The following is a 23,934-nucleotide window of genomic DNA, read 5'->3' on the forward strand; positions in this document are numbered from 1 at the left end:
GTACACCAATACGTGACGGGCTTTAAAAACGTTGCGTCTACAGGGGAGAGGTTATGCGCGACTCTCAAGGTCGTCGTCTTTGGCGCGCTTGCGTTTTCCCGAGCCCTTTCGGTTCGCATAAAAGTCTTCCAGCCACTGCTCCGGCGTCAGCTGGTCTACGCTTACACCCAGCTTGTCGGCTTTCCGCGACAAAATTTGATGCATGATTTCAATGTTGTCGGTTGAAGATGAAATCACCGAAAGGGCATCATCCATCCCACGCAGGTTGAGCTGGCACACCGCCGAGGCATGGCCCTGCTTGACCAGGAAGCAACGCGAGCGCTCGTCCAGCGACACCACCACCTGATACTCGGCATCGGTGAGCTTGAGCCCTTCCATGTAGTCATCGCGGCTGGCGCTGGGATTGGGCAGCAGGATCATGGTCGCGGTCTGTTCGATCAATGCAGCCGCGATGTCGCTGGCAAGTGCATCCTCCGGACTTTGGGTGGCAAAAATACCCAGGCCATTCTGCTTACGGATGGTCTTCTGCTTGTTCTTGGCGAATTCCTTCAGCCCACCCTTGCCGTCCAAAATCTTCCAGAACTCATCCATCACGTAGATCAGCGGACGGCCATCAATCAGAGCCTCCAGCCGATGCAGCAGATAGTTGATCACCGGCACACGAACTTCTGCATTATCGATCACATCGGTGTAGTCGAAGCCGATGATCGATGCGCGCGTCAGGTCGATGGTGTCCACCGGATTATCGAACACCCAGCCGAGCGAATTGCCGGCAGTCCAGCGGCGCAGGCGCGCATATAGCCCATCGTCGCCCATGTTCGGCAGGCTCTTACGGAAGTTGCTCATGCTGCGCAGATGCATCGGCGTGTCCAGCATGCCCTCCACCGCACGATAAATGTCTTCTTCCTCGCGCGAACTGTACTCCGACTTGCCGCCCAGCACCTTCATCAGCTCAGCCAGAAATTGCGTGTTGGCCTCGTTGCGTTCGCACTGGAACGGGTTAAAGCCCGTTGGCGCACCATTCTCTAGCGCAAGATAATTGCCCCCGCAGGCACGCACAAAGATTTCAGCACCGCGGTCTTTGTCAAAGAAGAAGATGGTCGGAACCGGATCGAGCTTCTGCACCTGGCTCAACAGAAAATTGATCAGCGCGGTCTTACCCGTACCCGACTTGCCGATCACCATCGTGTTCGCGATAGCTTTCTCGCCCAGCGAGTTTTCGGCCGGATGGGTGGCGTGGAAGTTGAAATAATACGGTTGACCATTGGTGGTCTGCAGCGTGGTCACGCAGTCCCCCCAAGGATTGTTATGTTGCTTACCCTGCGCAAAGTTATGCAGCGGGGAAAGACCGAGAAAGTTAAGAGAACTGAGATTGGCAATTCGAGTACGGAAACGCCAATTGCCTGGTAGTTGCGCATAAAATGAAGACGCTACTGCGAGATCTTCCTTGGATGAGACAAAACCGGCATTGGATAGTTCAGCACGGGTCGTTGCGATCTGCTTGGCCAGCTTCTCTTGGCTGTCGGCATAAACAGCAATCGTAAAATGGTATTCACCAAGCACAAAATTGCCCGAAGCCACGTCATCCATCGCAACATCCAGATCCCGAATCTGACTGGACGACTTGTCTCCCGACGAGATCATCATACCCTTCGTACGCTCTAGCACTTTAAGCGCGTCGTGGCGGCCGACAGGACTAAACGAGTGCGTCACCACGTACTCAAAATCTAGGTACTTCAGACCGTTGAGAATGCCCGGATACGTTCCATCAGCATATTCTTTAACGTTAAGAATTGCACCGAAGTGATTAATACCATCGGGCGTGCGAATGACGAAGTCACCTGTCTTATTAGCAAACATGTGCTTACTAACTGGAAGGTATGCCTGCACCGGCGCTTGCAACACAGGAACAGGCTCATCAATCCGGTTAAGCAAATAGCCAAGAAACTCCAACGTCTCTGAAAAAACAATACCGTTCTTGGCTTCATACATGCCCAACCGGTAAGGCGAATAGTCCTTCAGCACCGCCTCCACGTTGGTGGCGAGCTCTATCATCTTCGCTACCGCCTGCTCTTCTTCCAGGCGGATGCGCTCCGGGTCGCCAGACTTTTCGACAAGACGACGACCAGTGACCACCGGCCTGTAGATCATGCTGAAGTAAAGCTCATTCTGCATGATCTTTTGCGACGATAGAGCAGCATAATACTCGTCGGACAACCCCTGATTGAAAGACTGCTTGAAGCGACTGGTATTGCCAATCCTGCGACGACGGCGGACGTCGTGCACCCAGAATGCCACGTTCGCGAAATCTGGCGCACGTAAGGTCTGAAGCAGGCGATTGAACGTGTTGTGACGCTGTTCCAACTCGAACTCGTCGCGTCCGACGAAAGGAAGGCCACCTAGATGCCAGATCAACAGATAGTCGCCACCAGTCGTCTTTAGAACCGACGGTGCCACATGCGTCGAAATGGAGACGAATTCGCTGATCGGACTATCTGGACTTAACATGGAATTACCAGTTTAAAGAAGGAAACGTCAAAAAAAAAGCAATCGACATAAGCACCAGCCCCATGCAGCTTGCGCGCATGGGGCTGATAGAGCAGATCCAGGTGTTTACTGACGTTTTCCAGCAAGCACCTTGCGATATTCGTTAGGGCTAAATACCCACATCCCGGAATAGCGCTGCAGGTTACGGACGCGCATCCGAAACAACCATCGCAACCCTAACAACCTGAAAATCATTTCATCCCTTTTGGCCATTTGCTGCATGATGAAGATGAAAACAGGAATAGTAAGGAGGAACCATAAATCAAAGTACATACCCATCATCAGGCCACCACCAGCACCGACGAAGAATGGGATATAGGGGACCCCCAAGAACATCGCCGGGCGGGTGCACCCACGAAAAAGTACATCTTTACGCATAGTGATGGATGGCTTGCAATAGCGCCATGGCCGCTTCACCGGTGCACTGGTTGTCACGCTTGCCAATCACCATATTGGCAATCTGGCCGGCAGCACCAATCAACACGCCGCCAATCAGAATCGGCGACACTTCCGAGATGCGTTTGTGAGCGAAAGCAATCTGATAACCAGCGACAATTACCGCAATCGTCACAACAGCTACAGAACCCATCGTAAGCAGCGTATTAACGTTATCCAGAAAACCGCAAACTTTTTCGTCGGTCTTTGCCAGGTCACCGACCTGTGCGCCAGCACCACCGGCTACCAGCAAGGCTGAGGTGAAGAGCAAGGCCTTCAGGGCCTGAATACCGACCATCTTGGCATCGGCAACCAACTGTTTGTTATTCACTGACTTCATAATCTATCTCCTTGGAGCAGGGGGACTCGAACCATCCGATGGCAATTTTTCATCCTTGCTAAAACACAAAAGCACTGTCTACTTGAGACTGTCGAGGTGGCGGGGGATCAGGAGCTGGCGCGACTTGACGAGCCGCAGCAGAAGCAGCGGCCTGCGCCCCTGCAGCAGGCACAGCGATACCGCGCCCCTGTCCGGTTGCCCGAATGACGTAAAGGTCGCTTTCTGCTGGAATCGGCGAGGAGGTCACGGCAGGCTGCGCAGGAGCGGCAGTGGCAGCGGGTGTATTTTCGGGCAGCGCTTGGCGTTGCACCTGATTTTGCGCAGGTGCAGCCATGTCTTGAATCCGACGAGAAACGATGGCATCTGCAAGTCCTGCGGCAATTTGACGCGCCGGATTCTCGTTACGTATCTTGATCGGCCGATTAGGAATGACCCCAATCGGCTCAGCACCGCTCGCGGAAGCCACCGACTGCCGGATGGATGCGTAAATCTTTTGTACATAGCCGTGCTTGAAACCAGTTTCAAAATTACCGGAGTAGTAGCAGCTGAACGATTTACCCCAATCTGCACCTGAACGGGAGTGGCATTCCGCGAGAATCTTCGATGCTGCCACCAAATTAGGGCACTTGGCAAATGCCATCTCGTAACTAGTCAGTCCGTACTTCAGCAGGTTATAGCGATTGACCTGACCCAGGCCAAGAGAAAAGTTGTAGCCCTTCTGCTCCAACATCCGCGCAGTAGCGACCGCTTCTTCAAGCCCCCGCGGCTCACGCACCAACCTGCCTCCAACCACACCGATTGCGTAAGGGTTACGTGAGGATTCGACACGTACTACATGCTGCATCACCTCGCCGGGAACGGCTAGTCCAGTGCATCCCATGAGCTCCATGCCAGGCAACATAGCGGCCTCCTCAAATTCGATCGATGTAAATTGTTCGCGGCTGATCAGCCGCCCCGCAATGTTCTTACAGGATCGAAATCGATCCCGGTGATGAAGCGACGGCCCGCATGCGCCTTGATATGCACCACAATATCGATGGTCATGCGCAGCAATCGTTTGATCACCTCGAATTCTAAACCAGAACCCTCGCTAGAAGCCTTCACCATAAGCGCGAGTTGATCCCATGTCTGCTCCACGCTTCCTGCGTGACAACTCGTGATAGAGCCAGGATGGCCGGAAGCGCAGTTTCGGATGAAATAGAACGATTCATCGCCACGTAATTCTGCAAGAATAATCCTGTCGGGCTTCATCCGCAGACAGGCCTCCATGCAGCTTTTCGCGGTCACGTTGCTGGCGCTTTGCCCTCCTTTTGAATAAAGAAGATGCACTGAGTTCGGCTGACTGATGAAAAGTTCTCGGGCATCCTCGATCGTGACCAGGCGCTCCTCGTTGGGGATATGGTTGACCAATGCCTTCATGAACGTGGTTTTACCGCTACCGGTTGCACCCGCCACAACCACGTTCTTCTTGTAAAGCACAGATTTCTTAAAAAACTCCGAATAATCCTTATTACGGCGCAATTCAAGCAGTTCACGATCGTGATCGCTGACATCCGCTGCCTGCTCCAATACCTGATCAAAAAACCCGTCATGCTTGTATTGCTCAAGGGTCTTGGTATGTTTGGAAGGCAAACGAATTGTGATAGAAACCTTACCGGCATCGCATGCAGGAGGAATCACAAATTGCGCGCGCTGACCGGTTGGAAACGTCAAAGACACAACTGGATCGGCATCAGTAATACGCTGACCTGTATTACTTTCATTAACAACTGCAGTACAAAACTGCCTTGCCCGATCGAAAGTTAGAGATGGCACGTCCATGCGCTGCCAGCCGTTGATGGTTTCGAGATAGATTTCGCCAGGACGATTGATGCAGATTTCAGTAACTTCGGGGGAATTCAGGTAGTCCAGAATTCCCAACACCGAGTACTGATAATCCAAAAAATCATTGGAAATCCGCGCAAGCGGAGAATCGTCAATCGTCATGACGGCACCTTCGTTCACCTTGGCAGCACCGCTGTGAAATCAACGTCTTTGGCCACATAAACGTTCAGCACCGTTCCCTGATTGATCGTCACGGTTGCAGGGCGGCGACCGGATTTTGCGACCGCCTGCTCGGCAATATCCTGAATACTACGGGCAGTATTGCTTTCAAACGGCTGCTGAGTGATGACACCACTGCCGACACCAACCGTGGTTGTCTCCGGGCCATATTCTGCTGCAGCGTACTTGAATGCGTCGCTGAGCATGCTGATGAATAGTGCGGACGCAATCTTATTTCCCCAGTGAGCGTTATACTGACCTGGATGACCCGCACTACCGAGATTGTCAATACCTGGCCCCTCCAGCATTACGTCGATGCCAGTCGGGGTCGTGATACGGTCCCAGACCACCTGCATGCGAGGAGAAGTCGGCTCTTTTGCTGCGTATTGCCCAAGCATCTTTGAACCCTTCGGCAACAGCAAATTATGCCCGTTAATCGAATATACGGGCTCAGTTACGATACATGATGTAAAGCCATCGAAATCACTGATGATTCGGGTCTCCAAAATGCAGCGGATATATGTTCCGCGAACCAGCAATCCGTCCGGATTACTAATCGGCTTGGCCAAAGTGACTTGCTTGTCTTCCTGATCTGCTGGCGGCTGTGCGCCAAGCAGACCACTGCTAGCTTGCGGGCCCTGTCCGGCTGCCTGTTCAGCGAGAATACGGCGCTCCAGCAACGTGGGACCACGCTCGCGCTCAGGAGCGATGACGCGCTCCTCGTTATACTCAGGCGGCGCAGTTGGCAAAGGCAGTGGGTTTTGCTGCTGCACAAGCGGTACCGGGTCGGGGTCAACAGACGATGTGATGTTTTGCGGCAACGCTGGCGCAACGACCGTCTCAACGCGCGGCTTCACCGTCTCCGGTTTGCCTGAGCTACGTGAAACTAGCCAAAAAATGGCGAGAATCAGCAATGCTGCGATACCGGCCAAAAACACCAGGGCCTTGCGGTTGAGCCGCTTGATATCGTTGGAGTGCAGCACTGGCTCGTTGGCATCAAGATCCGGAGCTTCGGCTGCTCTCTGACGCGCAAAGTATGGGTTGCTTTCGCGTTCGTCGTATTCTGCACGAGACTGCTCATCGCGTCCGGGGATGCGCTCGTCGGAGTTGTTTGGCGTATTTGAGTTCACTTTTGCTTATTCCTTCGCAGACCTACGACATTGCTGCCATGGCGAACCACCAGAAATGGATAGGTGCCATGCACGATCAATGTATTTCCTTCGACCGTGGTATTGACCAGAAAGTCTTCAGAGTGCTCTTTTTCACGCCCGAAGACAGCAGGAAAATTACCTGTCGGAAAGCGGGTCAAATCCATATTTATGTAGGTGAACTTGCCGTCGTCGTATACGCGACTCGGAATCAGCCAGGATTTTTTGGTTCGCGTCGAATAGTCATAATCATAATAGTAACGGCGATCCTTCAATATCTTGGCATTCAGTTGCGGGCCATCCTTAACCGCCACTGCCTCCTCAGGACCATTAAAACTGGCATCCTTGGGATACGTGAATACTATCTTGTACTGGACGCCGGCCTGTTTGGCCTGCTCCAAACGCTGCCAATCAGTTGCCACCACCTTAAGTTCAAGAATGTATGAATGCGTCGCAGTACGAATCATCATATTCGTATCGACATCGACATTCTTTGGCTTGAGGTAGAAAACATTTTCGCGGCGAGTCAACTCCCAGCCACCGGTAAAACCGGTACTGTAGTCCAGGATTTTTTCGTTAGGACTAAGCTCTACCTGTGTTGTAATTCCCAGTCCCGTACGCACCTGATAAATGCGATCTGGCGCATACTCATATTCCTGCACCACCTGTGCAGTCGCGGAAGGCACGCACAACGCAAGCGGTAGCAGCGCAAGTAGCGACATCCTGTATCGACTAAAGAGATTCATCTACCGCTCGCTCCATTGACATTATTCGGTGTCCCCTGGGGTTGAATCACAGGCTGGGCCTGATTTGGATATGTCGCTGGCGCCATCTGTTGCTGAGTCGGCACACCAGCAGGCGCCTGGGCAGCCTGCTGGACAGGCATCGTACCCTGCGGCACTGCACTAGGCGCAACCGAAGCAGCAGCTCCGGGCATTCCGGGCTGCACTACCGGAACTCCCTGAGAGGTTGCAGCCGTTGATGGAAGCATCTGAGCGCCTGAAGCGGGAGTCGCGGGCAGGGCCGAATAGTCATTATCTACGCGATAATCAGTGACTCTAAAGCCTAGCGGATTCTCCACCCTCAGCTCGTCGGTCATCTGGAGATTATCTTGGTAAACAAACTCCATTGTCGCGATCTTGTTATCTAACAGCGTGCTGACCGTAGAGCTTTTATCGTAGATATTACGCTGAAAACGTACCGTCGCCCCTGAAAAAGGCTTACCTTTCCCGCCAATAAGAGTGATGCTGAGGATCGTGATACGAATTGCTCGATTCCTTCCATAGACGATGAAAGGCCTAGCCGGGTTATTGGCGGCGTGCAGCGCACGATACTCAGCAAGTACGCTTGTGGCGGCCATTGATCCGACCGTATTCCAGTCACGATCGCTGATCGTCGATGCGTCATACGACTCGCGGGCTATGATAAAGCGTGCAATATTGCTACGCGCTAGCGCCTCGCTCGTACTAACTGCACGCCCTCCAAAATTCGCTTCGAGCTTGGCGATGGTACTGGTGCCAGAATACGCATCAGCCATTACCAGGTACGGCACCTTCTCTTTCAGCGGCAGCATGTAGTAGTAGCCGCCGGCCGTCATGACGGTAATGAGCATGGAAACGGTCGCTACCATCCATGCACGCTTTTCGCTGCGGCGCGCGAGATCGGCGATGCTCACCTCGTAGTTCACCGCTTTCTGGACGGCTGCACCCACTTGGGCAGATCCGTCCTTTTCACTGACCTTCTTACGCAACATGTCTAGATCCGTCACCGTAAGGCCTTGTCAGGCCTGAAACTATCGCCGCGACGAGCGCGGGCACATGGGAGGCTTGAGCTCAGTCACCGACCGAATGCCGTTAGCATCGGATCAGCGGTTCAGCTCTTAGAGCTTGGCTCCAGACGATACCGGCACCGGCTGTACCAGCAGCTTGTTGGCAGAGACCGAGACCGAGACACCTTGCGCTGCGTAGACCGCGCTCAGCTCGGTGGCGGCTTGCTGCACGCTGGTGGTGCTGATATTGGAAACCGGGGCGATCAGGGTGTAGTCCGAAGGCAGGTTGTAGGACAGCTGCATGTTGGAATCCGCGGCCCACCGCTCCAGCATCGTCTTCAACGTGCCGTCCATCGGCGTAGCCTGATACGTGTAGGAGGTGTAGAGCGGAATTTCGGTAGGGGCTTCGTCAAAGTGATTGACGTGCTTCCAACGTCCACCAAAATCGGGAGCAGGCTTGGTCGCGCAGGCACCGACCAACGCAGCGACCACCAAGACCAGCGACAGCTTGGACACATACATCGGATTCACTCTGACTTCTCCAACTCATGAGATTTCGGGCTTAAGACGGACAGCACAACAGCTCCGCTCACCCTGGGGCGGCGGAGTGAATCTGTCTTTGATGACTCGCTTGAGCGGACATGCCTGGCCGACCCAGCACACATAGGCAGGTCAGCACCACGCCACGCAATCGATAAAAATGAATACGCCGAAGAACCATCCATAGCCTTACTCCTGTACGACCCCGTCCGGCGCCGCCCCTCTTAACAAAAAATCAACACCGCGCAAATTCTGGGTAACTTTGCCCTTAACGAACACATGAGTCAAGAATTACCGGCGCCCCTTCGCAGCCGTTGTGCGACGACCATCACAACCTGATGGAAAGCGTTTTCACGTCTGTCTTGGGCAGCAGGCGTGCAGTGAAATAGCGGTCTTCGTAGTAGCGGATCTTGTCGCATTTCACCGGATGCGGGATGCCTTCGTACAGGAAGACCTCCTTCTCGTTGCCCATCGCCTTCAGCTCCTGCGGCAACATGAGCGCACGCCGCTCCTCGGAAATACTCCGGGTGGTTTCCCTGCCGCGGGTGACGTTCTTCTTCTTGATGGTGGTGTAGCCCAACATCTCGGAGTAGTCGTTCGCATCCTGCTGCTCGCGCGGCGCGTAGAGGATCTGCAGCGCATGGTTGGTGATGATGGTGCGCGACAGCTCCTTGCCATAGGTGGCGTCCAGCTGCGCCATGCTCTGAATGATCGGCAGCAGGCGAAGGTTGTAACCCGCCATGTAGGCTACCGCGGTGGCAATGATGTCCACTTTGCCGATCGAGGTGAATTCGTCCATCAACAGCAAGCATTGATACTTGAGTTCCGGGTTGGATTTCGGGAGCTCGCGGGTATTGAGGTTGATGATCTGACTGAAGAGCAAGTTGATGATGAGCCGGCTTTCGGCCAGCTTGTTGGGCTGGATGCCGATGTAGATCGTCATCTTCTTCTTGCGCAGGTCGGTGAGCAGGAAGTCGTCCGCGCTTGTTGCCGCATCCAGGACCGGGTTGATCCACGCGTTGAGCGGCTCCTTCAGGGTTCCCATGATGGACGCAAAGGTCTCATCGGCCTGTGACAGCATGTTGGCAAACGCCGAGCGCGCATTGCTGCTGAGGAATCTGCGCTCGGACAGCGACTTGAGGTATTTCTTGAGGTCTGTGCCATCCCCGGACGAGAGTCGATAGATGCCGCCAAGCGTGGGAGCCCCTGCCCCGCCCGGGAAGCCGAGCGACAACTCTTCGTCCTGGTTTTCGAACAGATACAAGGCGAACGCCATGAACGCGTTACGTGCCTGACTGACCCAGAACTTCTGGTCATCCGAGCCGTCCGGATACAGCATCGCGGCGATGCTCATCAGATCCGACACACGGAAGGCGGGGTCGCTGGACACGTAAGTCAGCGGATTCCAGCGATGGGTGCGCCGGTCTTCGGCGAAGGGATTGAAGAGGAACACCTCATGCCCCTGACTGGCGCGCCAGCCGCTGGTGAGGTCGAAGTTCTCCTGCTTGATGTCCAGGACCACTACCGATTCCTGGTACTCCAGCAGGTTGGGAATGACCACGCCGACGCCCTTGCCGGAGCGCGTTGGCGCGGCCAGGATCACGAACTGTTGCCCGCTCAGCCGTACAAGCTTGCCGTTGAACTTGCCCACCACAATGCCGTTGCCGCTCGGCTTGAACAAACCGTGCTTGGAAAGGTCTGCCGCTCCGGCAAAGCGCGCGTCGCCATGCAGCGCCCGCGCCTTCGGCTTGAGCAGGAGCACAACCGTGATGGCCCAGATGATCCCGGGCAGACCAAAGCCGAGAATGCCGGACATCTTGATCTTGGTCGCGTAAGGCGCCACTTCCGGCAAGCCCAACGCCTTGACGTAGCGGTAGTAGGTATCCCACGCGTACAGCGCGGTATCGAGCCGCAACAATAGAAGCGTCAGATATCCGGACAGGAAATATCCAACAAGCAATGTCACCACGGTGGCGATTGCAATTAGTTTGGCTTTGGACACGCGGCCCTACTCCTTGGCTTACTTCTCGACGGCACTCAGCGACGAACGACGGGTCTGTGATCGAGCAGATCCGACTTGCGTCCGCCACTCTCGCTCTCGACGAGCGAGTCAATCCAGACTCTGGCTTGATCTAGGGAAAGATCCGGCGTGATCCGGGTTCCGGCATCCGTCACCACGGCATAGGCCACCACAGCGTCGGGCGCATAGGTGTCTTCCCGGGTGATTGCCACGACACGGTACCCGCCCCTGGTCAGCACGGTGTGCTGATACTCGTCCATCGCCAGCCTTCCTTTTCGTCAGCGCGGAAGCGATGCTAAAGCAAGACGTGTGATGGAGAAAGCGGTTTCGGTGAAGCCGACACAACCGCGCGCGCATTCGACGCCAGGCGCGGATCGGGATGGGTCAGCGCCGGCGGAATTCCGTCAGCACTTGATGTGCTTTCTTGGCAACACACGCGCCTGGCACTAAAAAACCTGCTCGCCGCTTCGGGGAAAGGGTGACCAGCGCTGCGACGAAATGGCACGCTGAGCGAAAGCTTGGCCTGACACCAGGGCCTCGTCCGCAGGGGCGAAAGAGTGCCCAGCTTGCTAGCCAACCGCTCCGCCGCCAGCAATGCCCGACTGCTGCACGAAATTCATCCAACACGCCTGGTCAATGCACAGAAGGAAGTGAAAGCGATTGTCGAAGACCAAATACAGGACACGCGGAAGCTGCAGGAGCTGCTGCGTAAATCACTTCGGGATCCGCGGCAGCAGTCGCTGCCGATGTTGAAGCCACTCAAGTCGCCATGCTGCTGGACTTGGAGTGGTGGGCGGTACAGGGTTCGAACCTGTGACCCCTACCATGTCAAGGTAGTGCTCTACCGCTGAGCTAACCGCCCGTTTCCTGCGTCAGCATTGCGCTGTGCAGGGCGCGCATTCTAGCGCAGGGTTTGGATCACCACAAGCCCTCCCTGCGCTCGAACTTTCGCGCTGTCGCCCTGCCCTACGCCAGGCTGGCAGCTTTCAGTTTTTGGATCTGGTCGCGAATCTGCGCGGCCGCCTCGAACTCCAGGTCCTTGGCGTGCTGGTACATCTGCTGCTCCAAGCTCTTGAGCTTGCCGGCGATCTGGGCAGGCCCCATCGCGCGGTAATCGGGCATTTCCTCCGCCACCTGACGCGACTTCGAGCGCCCCTTGCCTGCCTTCTTCTCGGCGGCATCCTCGCGCGCACCTTCCATGATGTCGGAGATCGGACGCGCCACCGATTTGGGCGTGATGCCATGCTCTAGGTTGTACTCGACCTGCTTCTCGCGGCGGCGGTCAGTCTCGTCGATCGCGGCCTGCATCGAACGCGTGATCTTGTCGGCATACAGAATGGCCTTGCCGCGCAGATTACGCGCTGCGCGGCCGATGGTCTGAATCAGCGAGCCGGTCGAACGCAGGAAGCCCTCCTTGTCCGCATCCAGGATCGCCACCAGCGACACTTCCGGCATATCCAGACCTTCGCGTAACAGATTGATGCCGACCAGCACGTCGAACTTGCCCAAGCGCAGGTCGCGGATGATCTCCACGCGCTCCACCGTGTCGATATCCGAATGCAGATAGCGCACCCGGATACCGTGCTCGCCGAGGTACTCGGTGAGGTTCTCGGACATGCGCTTGGTCAGCGTCGTCACCAACACGCGGTCGCCAAGCTTGATGCGCTCCTGGATTTCGGACATCAGGTCGTCCACCTGCGTTCCGACAGGACGAATCTCGACCACCGGATCGATCAGGCCAGTTGGCCGCACCACCAACTCGGTGATTTCCCCCGCAGACTCGCGCAACTCGTAGGGACCCGGCGTGGCCGACACATAGATGCTACGCGGCGAACGTGCCTCCCATTCCTCGAAACGCAGCGGCCGGTTGTCCAGTGCCGATGGCAGCCGAAAACCGAACTCCACCAGCGTTTCCTTGCGCGAGCGGTCGCCCTTGTACATCGCGCCGATCTGCGGAATGGTCACATGCGACTCGTCGATGACCAGCAGCGCGTCCGGTGGCAAGTAGTCGAACAGCGTCGGCGGCGGCTCGCCGGGCGCCTTGCCGGTGAGATGCCGCGAGTAGTTTTCGATACCGTTGCAGAAGCCGACCTCGGCCATCATTTCCAAATCGAACTGGGTGCGCTGCGCCAGGCGCTGCGCTTCTACCAGCTTATTCTGCGAATACAGTTGCTCCAACCTTTCCTTCAATTCTTCCTTGATCGTGTCCACCGCGCTCAACGTGCGCTCGCGCGTGGTCGCGTAATGCGTCTTGGGGTACACGGTATAGCGCTGCAGCTTGCGCAGCGTTTCGCCGGTCAACGGATCGAACAGGGTCAGCCGCTCGATGTCGCCATCGAACAACTCGATCCGCAACGCCTCAGTGTCGGATTCGGCCGGGAACACGTCCAGCACTTCGCCGCGCACGCGGAACGCGCCGCGGGTCAGCTCGAATTCGTTGCGGGTGTACTGCAGATCGGTGAGATGGCGGATCAACTGACGCTGATCGATGTGCTCGCCCACCGACAGGATCAAGCGCAGCGACAGATAGTCTTCCGGCGCGCCCAGGCCGTAGATCGCCGACACCGTGGCCACCACAAGTGAGTCGCGACGCGACAGCAGGGTCTTGGTCGCCGACAGACGCATCTGCTCGATGTGTTCGTTGATCGAACTGTCCTTCTCGATGAAGGTGTCCGACGAGGGCACGTAGGCCTCGGGCTGGTAGTAGTCGTAGTAGCTGACGAAGTACTCCACCGCGTTGTGCGGAAAGAACGACTTGAACTCACCGTATAGCTGCGCCGCCAGCGTCTTGTTCGGCGCCATCACCAGGGTCGGTTTCTGCACCTGCTGGATCACGTTGGCAATGGTGTAGGTCTTGCCGGAGCCGGTCACGCCCAGCAAGGTCTGCTTGGCCAGACCGGCCTCGAAGCTGGCCACCAGCTTCTCGATGGCGGCAGGCTGATCGCCGGCTGGGGAGTACGGGGATACGAGCTGAAAACGGTCGGTCATGAAGCGGATCTCGGGGGAGGACTGCACAAATGGCGGAGGCCACTTTCGGTGAAAGTCTGACACCTCATCACGTGGGAGCCGACCTTACCTGAGCCTTGGACGCCGTAGAGACTGCTTGCTTCGAGCCGAGGAGCAGGACGGTGAAAGCAGTGACTCGTTCGTATGCAAAAGGGTACACGGCGCTACAGCTAGTGATCGTGATGGCGATCGTCGGGATCATGGCGGCCATCGGCCTGCCCAGCTTCAAAGGTCTGGTCGAGTGGCAGCGCGCACAGGCACGGGTTCACTTGCTCACCGCACACTTGGCGATGGCGAGGAGCCTGGCCATCACCCATCGCCTGCCAGTTAGCGTCTGTCCATCCGTCGACGGTGCCAGTTGCCGACCTGACAGTGACTGGGGCCAGGGGTGGATTCTTTTTAAGGATCCAGCGCGCAGTGGGCAGCCTGCGGACGCGGGCTCGATCCTGCGGGTCGAGCAGTATGCTGCGAGCGAGGGCATCAGCATCACTGGAACGATTGGCCGATCGCTTGTCCGATTTCTTCCGAACGGCCGCAACAGCGGCACCAACATCACGATCAGCCTCTGCACGCGTGCGCAGCGCCTGGCAGACGTCATCGTCAACAACTCAGGGCGGACGCGCTCTGTCCGCTACAGGCAACCAACCACCTGCCCTGCACGGTGAGCTACAGCAAAAACAAAGAGGCCGCGACTAGTCGCGGCCTCTTCAACATCTTGGCGCCCGAAGTTGGACTCGAACCAACGACCCCCTGATTAACAGTCAAGTGCTCTAACCGGCTGAGCTATTCGGGCGGGGTCGGCATTGTAGCAAGATTTTGGGGCATTGCAACAGTCATCAACGTCCCCGAACTCACGCTCTCACCAGCAGTCCGACAAGGCACCCTTCGAGTTGGTCTTGCGACTAGCCTGATCAATACTCAGGGTTCCGCACTTGTCGGCTGACTGGACATTGGTCGGGGTCGCAGTAATCACAAAGGTGGACTGAGTCACCTGTGGCGACGGCAGGTTGTAGGCGGCTGTTCCACCCTCCCGAGGCGAGACAGGATTGGGCAAAGTAAAGCCGACGTACGTATTCTGCACAGTGTGATAGCGCTCGGCCAGCTGCGCATACTCGACAAGATCTGCCTTGACCTGCGCACGGCGAGACTTACGCACGTACTCCGAGTAGTTCGGGTAGGCAATGGCAGCCAGAATCGCCACAACCGCGACGACAATCATCAGCTCGATCAGGGTGAAACCGTGGGAAATCAGCAGTGACGCACCCCTACCACGGGCACCGGTTTGTCTGGCCCAAGAAGATCTCATTGCACCTGCCTCCAGGACTGACGCCCGCATGGATAGGGAACATACATCGGGTCGGCACCCGCAACGCTTATCACCATCCAGCAGGAGCTCCCCCCAGGCGGGGGCGCTCCGCCAGACTCTGCTGGAGTCAACCGCGGAATCGCTGATATGCCGACGTCCTTCACTGGCGTAGTTCCTTGCGTTGTCAACGAAGTCGCGGCAGTTCCCGAAGCAAACGAAGCACCTGTAGGCGAATTACGGCGCGCCACATCCAGTGCGGCCGCACCGGTCCTAGTATTCAACCCAAATAGCCAATTGCTACCCTGGGCAGCACATCCCACGCTGTTTGGGTTGGGGACATAGGTCGGAATAAAAACAATACCCGATGCGACGCTTGGATTTCCCACCATACGCTCGCCGGCTGGCAGATCGACATACCAGCCACGCCCACCTGCCGGGCTTGCTCCCAACACCAGACTCCGCGCACCACCAGAACTGGAGATCGTATTGGCTTGCAGGTTGGTGCGCGTCAACGCACTCGTAATTGCTCCAGCGGACACGTCATTGATCCCATACAACGACTGGATAGCAGTATCGAATGGATCATTTACAAATGAGAAGCTTCCAGTTCCGAAGAAAAGCATGACACCGCCGTTATCGCCAGCAGTAGCAGCGAGTCCGCCGGTAATCGGCTGACGATAGGTAGCGCCGTTCTCGGTTGACGTACGACTTGTAAAGAGCGGGACGGAAACAGATGTCACCGTGCTACGAAGATCAAACTTCCAAATGGCTCCTTTTTGATCGGCTGCATAAACAGTGTCCGCATATCCATCACGGACCCGATCAGCTTGGCTGGCACCGCCCCAGCGATCAACAACAACGATGTTGCCAAGACCGTTGCTTCCGGCGACACCTCCTCCACTCTCTGCGGCTTCGATCATTGTAATCGTGGGTGCGCCTGCCTTGATATCAACGACAAAGAGAACGGCTTTTCCACTGGCGCTGTTATAGCCATTGCCAAAAATCGCTTTCCATGTCACAGCGCCGGATGCGTTAGCAACTGGAACGATAACCGGCTTACCAAGCACATAGCCTATGTTGTTACGGACTGACGCAGGCAACGTGCTATCAAGGTCGCTGATTTCCCAAAGACGATTGCCCGCCGAAATACTTGTCGGCGTCGTGACGTCCATTGCAAAAATGCTACGTCCACCTGCACCTGCGGTCCCTACAAGAGCTGTCTTCCAGGATCCACCATAGTAAGTATCCGATACGGTCAGCGGCCCATCTACATAGTAGCGATGGTCAAAGTCTTGGTCACTTTGATCTGTTGGATCGTAAGGAAGCAGCAAATTACCCATGTGACCGAGCGCAGTTGACGGAATATAAGCGAATCGCTCTACACCGCCATTTGAATTCATTACTCCATTTGCATTCATGCCGCCATCGAAGCCATGCAACATGCCATCGTTGGCACCAACATAGACCATATAATTTCTGTTGGCCTTCTTGGAATCCAAGTAAGCGCCATAAGTACTTCCAGGTGTTCCCGCCAAACCACGATAGCCATAGTCATCCAATGGAGAACTGATGACAGGCGTCGAATTGACGATATCGCCAAGCACAGTGGTTCGATCACGTAAGCGACCACCGCTGCGGACTTCCCCAGACGCATCCCCACGCAGGTACGCGGTAGCGGTAGCTGCGGTTGCACCCAGTGCGGAAAGGTCCGACTCAGTGCATAGCGACATCCCGGGGTACAGCGACGTCGATTTGTTACAAAGATCCGCAAGAGAAACATTAGTCGCATTGAAGGCGCTAACTGATCCTGCCTTGCTGACCAAAACATTGCGTGCCGCGGCAGACGGCATTCTTGAACTTGCCTCCCACGCTGCCGTGGTCACTGCGACCCGAGTCGCTGGATTGATAGAAACGGTATAGCCGGTAAGACGGCCAAACCAATCGGTGCCCTCATTGGCAATTTCGTAGTTGGGCACTACTGAGAACGAGCCAGCACCGATACGCGCACCGCTCTGCGCAAGCGTCCCCGAGGGAGACGAACCGGATGTCACTGAAGAAAGAACTCTCCGCATCGCAGCTGTAATTTCCGCCGGAGTCTTCGCGTTTATGTATTGACCGCGAGTATTGGTTGCCGCGTGCCAGATGTCATCAACGGTGCTTCTTTCATCATTTTCACGCGGCGGCCAATTTTGGTAAATCGCCGGAGTGGTGTAAGCATCCTGCACCACATCGGGATTGAACAAATTCCCTCGCGCACCCAGCGTAATACCGTAAAAATTTACGTGCAGATTCTTCTGGCAATCCAACCTTACATTAGCGTTTGCAGTGCTGCAGGAGCTTGGCACAGGCACAAGCCCGGAAGCCAGGTCCGGCCGAATGGGCGATCCGCCGTTAACGTTATTATAGTACTTTGCAGCAATATCCCCCATCGTATTGTCGTAACCGTCAGCGAATGGAACTCCCATTCCGCCGTCGCCTTGTGCATTACTGACCTGCGGCCCATCCTGGTTACTATAGCCATCCGTAAAGAGCATTACGGCATTTTTCTGGCAAGCCAATTGGACGGGAGCAGCACTGTCTGTGCGCTGGAATTGAACCCCTGCGGCATTTACCGCTTGGCGATTTGGTGTGCCTCCGCTCGCAGGCAATGCGAGGATCGAATTGTAAAGCGCCGCCTTTTCACTTGCCGTTGCCATATTTCGCATTGGCAGCCTGTCCGTAATGGCATCATAGCTAGTGTGCTGATTAATGCGAAAGAATCCCACCCGCATATTGTTGACGTCAGCCAGCGACCTCGTCATGCCCGCAATAATCGCCCTGTTGCGATTACCATAGAAAGAAAACCAATTTGCAAAGTTTTGCAGGGCAACGGTATTGGTTGTGCCAATCGTGTATTTCCACATGTCGCAGCCCGTTCCGCACACATCTCGTACACGCTCGCGCGGCACTGCGTCATATGCTGACGCAGTGCCAGGAAGGACTGGCCGAGCATCGTTATTACTCGTATAAGGAACGAAAAAGGTTGCAGGCCAAAACCTTATGAGCAGTGTCTGCGAGCCGCCATTCCAAGTGACATCAGTTGTCGTCGTTGTCTCAGCCCCGAAATAGAGATTATTGTTATTATCTCTAAAGCGCTGCCTGTAACTTGTACCTCGGGGCAACACCATCCTGTTCTGAATTCGAAAGCTACTACTGAAATCCTCACCCATGTAATTCGATGCCAACGCGACGGTCGCGGATTGCAGCGGATTAATACGGGTATTCAGCGGGTCAGCCTGAGGAAAGGGGGTGCCATCGTTATTAATCCACGGCTCGTATTTGACTGTCGGATCATAATACGTTGGATTGTAGGCAGCCGAACGCGCGAAACCAAGACTATCCAAGGGAGGAACACCCAGTCGGTTTTCATCGATACGGACGCCAGGAAGCACGTGGTTGTAACCACATCCAACGCTTCTCGTATCTTCCGTATTAAGTACTCCGGGGCTTGAGAAAAACGTATATTGCGCTGTACTCCAGCAGCCCTGGCCATCCTGCCCCGGAAACTGGGTTTGAAAGGTCATGGACCCGGAATCGTCGACAGCCATGATGAACGCAGGCGGTGTCTGCACCTGATTATTCATTGGCGCCTGAGCAAGGACGCCTTGACCTTGCGCAGCGATTAGCGCGTAGACGACGCACGCCAGGCCAACCGCGGCTGCGGCAGAAGCAAAAATTACTTTCTTTTTATGCAAGGTCATGTGCTTCTCTTCAAAGCTTGAAGATAGTGTCTACCGCCGCCTCGGAACTCGCGTTATTCTGATCGTCAGCGGCAACGCCGGTAATCTGAAAAACAGGAGATGCAGGATCGACAGGCTGCCCCATTCCGATGTTTGCTTCCCCCTGAATGCATTGATCTATCTGGCGAACATTGACCGCGCGAGCCGAGGTCTGCGCCTGCGCCCACTGCATAGGGTCAAAACCATCGTCACAGACTCGATTGATGTCTCCAGAAGCAACTGAACTCGTGGTACCAGTCGGCGCTGTCGTTCGATTGGAAATATTTTCGACGGAGTTTTCAGCGTTTCTGACCACACCTTCAGCCTCCTCGAAAGCACGATTCACCGCCCTATAATTGGCCGCCATTTTTTCTTGCATTCCAGAAACCTGAATGCCTGCAATGCCAATCAACGCAAGCAACACCAGCATGATCAACGCCACATACAAGACCGCACCGCGCTGAGTTGCCGCGGTGTAATTACGCGCTCGATCTCGAGTGAGATGTCTGGTCTGCATTTTCAGTTACCGAAAAGGCGATTGCGGAGGGCGATGGATAACTCATAACTAGCGCGATAGCGTCTATCGTTGGTCGTCGGCGGAATGACCGTGACACCCAGCACGCCCAACCGACTGGCCTCGACTTGAGTACTTGCAGCCGCTGCCGTCGGACTACGGGCGAGGATACCGACCTGCACTTGCCCAACGCGACGCCACTGGTTGGCGGCCGCCGCATCGGCTCCCGTGGCCACTCCACTCGCCACACGTTGCTCGGTGATATTACCAACAGGCGGCGTCTGGGTTGCAATCGACGGCGTCGTATCCAATCCATATAGAAATTGCAAACTTTCTATTCCTTCAACCAATTCCTCGCTGACATAGATGCCATTGCTACCCGCGCGAGCACGCCTCAGCGCGGGTTCGCCGGTATCGGGACTATTGGCAACGTAATACACCAGGGACTCGGCGCGGTACACCATTGTCTGACCAGTGGGCTGCACCACATATCGCCCTGAAAGATTGACGCCACTGGCCGTTACGGATCCTGCAGTCGTGGTGCCAGCAAATACATCCGCATGTGCACAGTCCGCTATTCCAAACAGTGTGGGAGCCGCTACGCCATCGTCGGTCAGGCGTGCCCAACGTGTCGCATCCATAGTCAAGGTGCTATTGGAACCAGCTGCTGCGATACCTGTCGCAGGCACGCCTTCGGCAGAAAGATAACGCAATACGATGATGTCGCTGCCTGGTCTCGGCGCGGGGCTCAAATTCTGAATGGATGCCGGCAAACCTACTATCGAATTCGCACTGCCACCGATGGTTATTTGGTCACTCGGAGCTGTCCCTGGTGCTTCATAGCCTTGAATCGATACAGAGAAATCCAGAGGACTTCCACTTCCGGTTGCCGCGGAAAGATTGACCCTGGGATCTCCCTCCCCCTTAACGAATTGCGCTTGATCGTTGACGCACCCGAAGTGGCCCGCCATTCGAATGTCCCGAGCCAGATAATCAAGCGCAAAACGTCCGTTCTCTTGTGCTCGCGAAGCACCTTCAGATAGTTGGGCGGCCGTGCGCGACGCTGAAAATATTTGGATTACGCCTAATAAAAGAACCAACCCGATCACTAACGCGATCATCAGTTCGATCAATGAAAGGCCGGACATTCGCGAACGCAAGTTCATTCCCTTAGATCTCCGTTCGCAACGCAAAACTCGTCACTGTCTCGGGGTTTTCCTTGTCCCAGCGCTGATCGCCCCAGCTTATTGCCACAGTGGCGACGCCGTTGACATAGGTAACTGTAGCAGCAGCCTTATCTCCAAGCGCCTTGGCAACCTGACATTGCCATCTTGTTATATTCTGGCTTACCGATACGGTCTGGCCTGTTGGATATACGCAGGCACCAGTCGCCGTCACGGCCCCGGCAGCAAATGTGGCGGCAGTATATTGACCAACCTGATAACGATTGGATCGCATCTGATCAATTAGGTCGTAGGCCAGGTTGGTCGCTTGCGTCCGGTAATTGGCGCTTTGGACAAACCGCACATTCATGGTCTGCAGCAGTGCAAACCCTAGCAACCCAAATGCGAGTATGAGAATGGCAATCAGCACTTCGATCAGGGTGAAGCCCGCCGCAGAACGCCTAGAGAGATGATTCTGGCTCATGTGCAGGTCTCTTTTTTGCTTCGAATTTGCCCGGACGCATTGATTGTTAATGAGCGTTTCAACGGTTGCCCGCCGCATTGATCAGGTTGCAATGTAACCTGTTGATCGGCAGCAGCACGGCGGCGCCCCCGCGCATCAAACGCAATGACCGTCCCCGTCGTTGGCCCCTGGACGACCAGCCTTGGATTTCCCAACGAATAACGGAGCACGGTTTCACCTGAGTCATAACTCCCGTTTCCATTTGCGTCGCTCCAGGCCATCACCCCTGCACTCCAGCTCCCATTGCAGGCTGTCCCGTTCGCACTGCCACAGATGCCACTGCCTTGGCCGTTCCGGATGGCTTCGCTTCTGGACAGCGTGAGCAATGCCATCATTTCGTTATTTGACGCAGCCACCCGATTTGAGCGCACGACGCCTTGGAAACTCGGGTATGCGATCGCTGCGGTGATAGCTAGCACCGCGACGGTCACCATGAGTTCGATCAACGTGAATCCGCGCGTACGGACGGACATCAGGACGCTCCCCAGCGTTATTGCTGGAGAGCATGAGCCCTGATACGCCATGGCACAAGCTCTGGACCGACAGGCGGACCGACTGGACCGACAAGCGTTATCGAGCCCGTGTCGCACCGTCTAGGCGACTAAGTCACCACCCGATAGCAAGGCCGGTAGTCCCCCGAAATCTTCATCCGGCGCTGCTCGACGAAGCCGCGCAACAGTTCATCCAGGGCCTGCATGATGTCCGGGTCGCCGTGGATTTCGAAGGGGCCGAATTCCTCGATGCGGCGCATGCCGTCTTCCTTGACGTTGCCGGCGACGATGCCGGAGAAGGCACGCCGCAGGTCGGCGGCCAGGGCAGGCGCTGGGCGGCCGTGATGCAGGTCGAGGGCGGCCATGGCCTCGTGGCTGGGTTCGAACGGCTGCTGGTACTCGAGCGGGATGTGTACCGACCAGTTGAAGTAGTACGAATCCTTCTGTTCCTTGCGGTGCGCACGCACGTCGTGGATGCCTTCGGCCATGCGACGCGCCACGGCAACCGGGTCGCCAACGATGATCTCGTAGCGGGAAGCGACAGCTTCGCCCAGGGTGAGCCGGATGAAGCGGTCGATCTGTTCGAAGTACGGCGCGGCGATGGTCGGCCCGGTCAGGATCAGCGGGAACGGCAGGTCGGCGTTCTCTTCGCGCAGCAGAATGCCGAGCAGGTAGAGGATTTCCTCTGCCGTGCCGACGCCGCCCGGAAACACCAGGATGCCGTGGCCGATGCGGACGAAGGCTTCCAGGCGCTTCTCGATGTCCGGCATGATCACCAGGTGGTTGACGATCGGGTTCGGCGACTCGGCGGCAATGATGCCCGGCTCGGTCACGCCGATGTAGCGCGTGTGATGCTTGCGCTGCTTGGCGTGCGCGATGGTGGCGCCCTTCATCGGGCCCTTCATCGCGCCCGGGCCGCAGCCGGTGCAGATGTCCAGGCCACGCAGGCCAAGCTCGTAGCCCACCTGTTTGGTGTAGAGATATTCGTCGCGCGAAATGGAATGCCCACCCCAGCACACGACCAGGTTCGGGTCCGACGGCTGCAGGATGCGCGCATTGCGCAGCTGCCCGAATACCGCGTTGGTGATGCCTTCGCTGGTGTCCAGATCCCCGCGCTGGGCTTCCAGCTCGATCGCCATGTAGGCCAGGTCGCGCACCACGGCGAACAGCAGCTCGGCCACGCCCCGGATGATCTCGCCATCGACAAAGGCCATCGCCGGTGCGTTGCTCAGATCGATGCGGATGCCGCGATCCTGCTGGTTCACCTGGATATCGAAATCCGGATACAGGTCACGCGCGGCGCGCGGGTCGTCCGACGCGCTGCCGCTGGTGAGCACGGCCAGCGCGCAGCGGCGCAACAGCTCATGCATGCCGCCGCTGGAGGCATCACGCAGACGCGCAACTTCCGCCTTGGACAACACGTCCAGGCCACCGCGCGGGTAGATCCGCGCATCCACCACCGGCAGCGCCCGTGCTGCCGTACTGCTGAGTTCCATAGCTTGCTCCCTTAAATTAACAGGACTTTAGCCTACTTGACCCGACAAAAGAACGATGGCAAGGAGATTTGCCAAAATCCACGCAACATAAATCACTGTCCCAAATTGTAGATAAGCAAATAACAGTGCGACTACAGCTTTAGCAACGCCAAAGAAATTCTTCTAAAGTCGCGCATGTATAACAATCAACAAAATCCAAAGAATATCTATAAGACATCCAGAATCCATCTGCACAAGTTTAAATGTGCCCATGGATAATTCTTATAAAATCATATTTTTTAAACACATTTATACTAACATGGGAAAGGAGTGCGCACACTCCTTTCCCAACCTCAGGGGTTTTAGAAATTATGTACCAACATCACAAAGATTACGATTATAGCCAGAGTTAACACTCCACCCCCCACCCTTGAGCTCAAGCGCCACGGCATGATCGTAATGATCAGGGACCACAGCTACGTAAACCTGAGTTAAACCATCATCGTATCTCACTGACACTGATTCATTTGTTCCAAGCTGCCACCCAGGATACCAATTTTGTACATCCCACCAGGCATGACGCATACGCTCATCTTCTGACGAAGCACAGACCGCTGGATAAGGATTTCCAGGAATATTAGGGAGTACATAATGATTCGCTACGGGCGGACTTCCGCCGTCACAATTACAAGGATATTCAGGGTATTCAGGAAGATACGGAGGATCTTCACATGACCAGGTTTGCCACTCGGGGCACTCTCTTGATTGAGCATCCGCAGGCAATGGTGCTGAAGAAAAATACATTCCTCCTGCGACCATAATAGCACCAATAGCGACCCTTAGTTTCAGCATAGCAA

21 protein-coding genes and 2 tRNA genes are annotated in these 23,934 nt (G+C 55.8%); 1 reads left to right on the forward strand and 22 read right to left on the reverse strand.

The genetic code is table 11. The features are described 5' to 3' along the window. Nucleotides 1-51 precede the first annotated feature (51 nt). The 13 genes from DGN21_RS12280 to uvrB form a co-directional block, all read right to left on the reverse strand. Nucleotides 52-2,508, reverse strand: a complete 2,457-nt coding sequence (locus DGN21_RS12280; RefSeq protein ID WP_104542501.1) for a VirB4 family type IV secretion/conjugal transfer ATPase — start codon at nucleotides 2,506-2,508, stop codon at nucleotides 52-54. A gap of 105 nt (nucleotides 2,509-2,613) precedes the next feature. Continuing rightward, nucleotides 2,614-2,925 (reverse strand): VirB3 family type IV secretion system protein, encoded by a 312-nt coding sequence (locus tag DGN21_RS12285; RefSeq protein ID WP_049818018.1) that lies wholly within the window; start codon nucleotides 2,923-2,925, stop codon nucleotides 2,614-2,616. Further along, on the reverse strand, nucleotides 2,918-3,322 hold the full coding sequence (locus tag DGN21_RS12290) for a TrbC/VirB2 family protein (protein WP_024937942.1): 405 nt from the start codon (nucleotides 3,320-3,322) through the stop codon (nucleotides 2,918-2,920). The genes DGN21_RS12285 and DGN21_RS12290 overlap by 8 nt, the downstream gene beginning before the upstream one ends. Before the next feature lie 58 nt (nucleotides 3,323-3,380). Then, complete coding sequence (locus DGN21_RS12295) at nucleotides 3,381-4,211, reverse strand: lytic transglycosylase domain-containing protein (protein ID WP_164738908.1); 831 nt, start codon at nucleotides 4,209-4,211, stop codon at nucleotides 3,381-3,383. Nucleotides 4,212-4,267: 56 nt separating this feature from the next. Then, complete coding sequence (virB11, locus tag DGN21_RS12300) at nucleotides 4,268-5,308, reverse strand: P-type DNA transfer ATPase VirB11 (RefSeq protein WP_024937943.1); 1,041 nt, start codon at nucleotides 5,306-5,308, stop codon at nucleotides 4,268-4,270. A 14-nt stretch (nucleotides 5,309-5,322) separates the two neighbouring features. Further along, on the reverse strand, nucleotides 5,323-6,495 hold the full coding sequence (locus tag DGN21_RS12305) for a TrbI/VirB10 family protein (protein ID WP_024937944.1): 1,173 nt from the start codon (nucleotides 6,493-6,495) through the stop codon (nucleotides 5,323-5,325). Further along, entirely contained in the window at nucleotides 6,492-7,259 is a 768-nt protein-coding gene (locus tag DGN21_RS12310; protein WP_104542505.1) for a TrbG/VirB9 family P-type conjugative transfer protein, read from the reverse strand. Before DGN21_RS12310 ends, DGN21_RS12305 begins: the two co-directional genes overlap by 4 nt. Next, on the reverse strand, nucleotides 7,256-8,266 hold the full coding sequence (locus DGN21_RS12315) for a type IV secretion system protein (protein WP_024937946.1): 1,011 nt from the start codon (nucleotides 8,264-8,266) through the stop codon (nucleotides 7,256-7,258). The genes DGN21_RS12310 and DGN21_RS12315 overlap by 4 nt, the downstream gene beginning before the upstream one ends. 126 nt (nucleotides 8,267-8,392) lie before the next feature. Next, nucleotides 8,393-8,803, reverse strand: coding sequence for a TcpQ domain-containing protein (locus DGN21_RS12320; RefSeq protein ID WP_024937947.1), 411 nt, complete (start codon nucleotides 8,801-8,803; stop codon nucleotides 8,393-8,395). 346 nt (nucleotides 8,804-9,149) lie between these two features. Then, on the reverse strand, nucleotides 9,150-10,823 hold the full coding sequence (locus tag DGN21_RS12325) for a type IV secretory system conjugative DNA transfer family protein (RefSeq protein ID WP_215824932.1): 1,674 nt from the start codon (nucleotides 10,821-10,823) through the stop codon (nucleotides 9,150-9,152). Nucleotides 10,824-10,858: 35 nt separating this feature from the next. Further along, nucleotides 10,859-11,101, reverse strand: coding sequence for a hypothetical protein (locus DGN21_RS12330; protein WP_024937949.1), 243 nt, complete (start codon nucleotides 11,099-11,101; stop codon nucleotides 10,859-10,861). A 527-nt stretch (nucleotides 11,102-11,628) separates the two neighbouring features. Continuing rightward, nucleotides 11,629-11,703: transfer RNA gene (locus DGN21_RS12335), tRNA-Val, on the reverse strand. A 104-nt stretch (nucleotides 11,704-11,807) separates the two neighbouring features. Continuing rightward, nucleotides 11,808-13,829, reverse strand: a complete 2,022-nt coding sequence (gene uvrB / locus DGN21_RS12340; RefSeq protein ID WP_024937950.1) for an excinuclease ABC subunit UvrB — start codon at nucleotides 13,827-13,829, stop codon at nucleotides 11,808-11,810. A 140-nt stretch (nucleotides 13,830-13,969) separates the two neighbouring features. On the opposite strand from uvrB, the gene DGN21_RS12345 reads away from it, so the two are divergent. Further along, nucleotides 13,970-14,512, forward strand: coding sequence for a Tfp pilus assembly protein FimT/FimU (locus tag DGN21_RS12345; RefSeq protein WP_024937951.1), 543 nt, complete (start codon nucleotides 13,970-13,972; stop codon nucleotides 14,510-14,512). A 51-nt stretch (nucleotides 14,513-14,563) separates the two neighbouring features. On the opposite strand, the gene DGN21_RS12350 is transcribed toward DGN21_RS12345, so the two are convergent. From DGN21_RS12350 to DGN21_RS12390, 9 genes are all read right to left on the reverse strand, one after another. Beyond that, nucleotides 14,564-14,640 (reverse strand) — tRNA-Asn (locus tag DGN21_RS12350). 66 nt (nucleotides 14,641-14,706) lie between these two features. Next, entirely contained in the window at nucleotides 14,707-15,066 is a 360-nt protein-coding gene (locus tag DGN21_RS12355; RefSeq protein WP_252374712.1) for a type IV pilin protein, read from the reverse strand. An 83-nt stretch (nucleotides 15,067-15,149) separates the two neighbouring features. Then, nucleotides 15,150-18,893 carry a PilC/PilY family type IV pilus protein gene (locus tag DGN21_RS12360; protein WP_184551049.1) on the reverse strand — a complete coding sequence of 1,248 codons (3,744 nt, stop codon included), beginning with the start codon at nucleotides 18,891-18,893 and terminating at the stop codon, nucleotides 15,150-15,152. Between the two features lie 10 nt (nucleotides 18,894-18,903). Then, nucleotides 18,904-19,428 (reverse strand): PilX N-terminal domain-containing pilus assembly protein, encoded by a 525-nt coding sequence (locus DGN21_RS12365; protein ID WP_024937953.1) that lies wholly within the window; start codon nucleotides 19,426-19,428, stop codon nucleotides 18,904-18,906. A gap of 2 nt (nucleotides 19,429-19,430) precedes the next feature. After that, nucleotides 19,431-20,591 carry a PilW family protein gene (locus DGN21_RS12370; RefSeq protein WP_126965981.1) on the reverse strand — a complete coding sequence of 387 codons (1,161 nt, stop codon included), beginning with the start codon at nucleotides 20,589-20,591 and terminating at the stop codon, nucleotides 19,431-19,433. Nucleotides 20,592-20,595: 4 nt separating this feature from the next. Continuing rightward, nucleotides 20,596-21,072 carry a type IV pilus modification protein PilV gene (gene pilV, locus DGN21_RS12375; protein WP_024937955.1) on the reverse strand — a complete coding sequence of 159 codons (477 nt, stop codon included), beginning with the start codon at nucleotides 21,070-21,072 and terminating at the stop codon, nucleotides 20,596-20,598. After that, nucleotides 21,069-21,584 carry a Tfp pilus assembly protein FimT/FimU gene (locus DGN21_RS12380; protein WP_049818021.1) on the reverse strand — a complete coding sequence of 172 codons (516 nt, stop codon included), beginning with the start codon at nucleotides 21,582-21,584 and terminating at the stop codon, nucleotides 21,069-21,071. The genes pilV and DGN21_RS12380 overlap by 4 nt, the downstream gene beginning before the upstream one ends. Before the next feature lie 128 nt (nucleotides 21,585-21,712). Continuing rightward, entirely contained in the window at nucleotides 21,713-23,098 is a 1,386-nt protein-coding gene (gene ppnN, locus DGN21_RS12385) for a nucleotide 5'-monophosphate nucleosidase PpnN (protein ID WP_016901083.1), read from the reverse strand. Nucleotides 23,099-23,446: 348 nt separating this feature from the next. Then, the gene (locus tag DGN21_RS12390; RefSeq protein ID WP_126965980.1) at nucleotides 23,447-23,929 is read right to left on the reverse strand and encodes a hypothetical protein; all 483 of its coding nucleotides are present in this window, start codon (nucleotides 23,927-23,929) and stop codon (nucleotides 23,447-23,449) included. Nucleotides 23,930-23,934 lie beyond the last annotated feature (5 nt).

The sequence above is a fragment of the Xanthomonas sp. MLO165 genome, assembly GCF_018831305.1.
In the GTDB taxonomy this organism is placed as follows: Bacteria; Pseudomonadota; Gammaproteobacteria; order Xanthomonadales; family Xanthomonadaceae; genus Xanthomonas; species Xanthomonas arboricola.

Excerpts from the sequence above, each read along its gene's own strand:
- DGN21_RS12310 (WP_104542505.1), bottom strand. The coding sequence starts at position 7,259 with ATGAATCTCTTTAGTCGATACAGGATGTCGCTACTTGCGCTGCTACCG.
- DGN21_RS12370 (WP_126965981.1), bottom strand. The coding sequence starts at position 20,591 with ATGAACTTGCGTTCGCGAATGTCCGGCCTTTCATTGATCGAACTGATG.
- DGN21_RS12285 (WP_049818018.1), bottom strand. The coding sequence starts at position 2,925 with ATGCGTAAAGATGTACTTTTTCGTGGGTGCACCCGCCCGGCGATGTTC.
- DGN21_RS12315 (WP_024937946.1), bottom strand. The coding sequence starts at position 8,266 with ATGTTGCGTAAGAAGGTCAGTGAAAAGGACGGATCTGCCCAAGTGGGT.
- DGN21_RS12360 (WP_184551049.1), bottom strand. The coding sequence starts at position 18,893 with ATGACCTTGCATAAAAAGAAAGTAATTTTTGCTTCTGCCGCAGCCGCG.
- uvrB (WP_024937950.1), bottom strand. The coding sequence starts at position 13,829 with ATGACCGACCGTTTTCAGCTCGTATCCCCGTACTCCCCAGCCGGCGAT.
- DGN21_RS12365 (WP_024937953.1), bottom strand. The coding sequence starts at position 19,428 with ATGCAGACCAGACATCTCACTCGAGATCGAGCGCGTAATTACACCGCG.
- DGN21_RS12380 (WP_049818021.1), bottom strand. The coding sequence starts at position 21,584 with ATGTCCGTCCGTACGCGCGGATTCACGTTGATCGAACTCATGGTGACC.
- DGN21_RS12290 (WP_024937942.1), bottom strand. The coding sequence starts at position 3,322 with ATGAAGTCAGTGAATAACAAACAGTTGGTTGCCGATGCCAAGATGGTC.
- DGN21_RS12390 (WP_126965980.1), bottom strand. The coding sequence starts at position 23,929 with ATGCTGAAACTAAGGGTCGCTATTGGTGCTATTATGGTCGCAGGAGGA.
- DGN21_RS12295 (WP_164738908.1), bottom strand. The coding sequence starts at position 4,211 with ATGGAGCTCATGGGATGCACTGGACTAGCCGTTCCCGGCGAGGTGATG.
- DGN21_RS12320 (WP_024937947.1), bottom strand. The coding sequence starts at position 8,803 with ATGTATGTGTCCAAGCTGTCGCTGGTCTTGGTGGTCGCTGCGTTGGTC.
- ppnN (WP_016901083.1), bottom strand. The coding sequence starts at position 23,098 with ATGGAACTCAGCAGTACGGCAGCACGGGCGCTGCCGGTGGTGGATGCG.
- DGN21_RS12280 (WP_104542501.1), bottom strand. The coding sequence starts at position 2,508 with ATGTTAAGTCCAGATAGTCCGATCAGCGAATTCGTCTCCATTTCGACG.
- virB11 (WP_024937943.1), bottom strand. The coding sequence starts at position 5,308 with ATGACGATTGACGATTCTCCGCTTGCGCGGATTTCCAATGATTTTTTG.
- DGN21_RS12355 (WP_252374712.1), bottom strand. The coding sequence starts at position 15,066 with ATGATTGTCGTCGCGGTTGTGGCGATTCTGGCTGCCATTGCCTACCCG.
- DGN21_RS12330 (WP_024937949.1), bottom strand. The coding sequence starts at position 11,101 with ATGGACGAGTATCAGCACACCGTGCTGACCAGGGGCGGGTACCGTGTC.
- pilV (WP_024937955.1), bottom strand. The coding sequence starts at position 21,072 with ATGAGCCAGAATCATCTCTCTAGGCGTTCTGCGGCGGGCTTCACCCTG.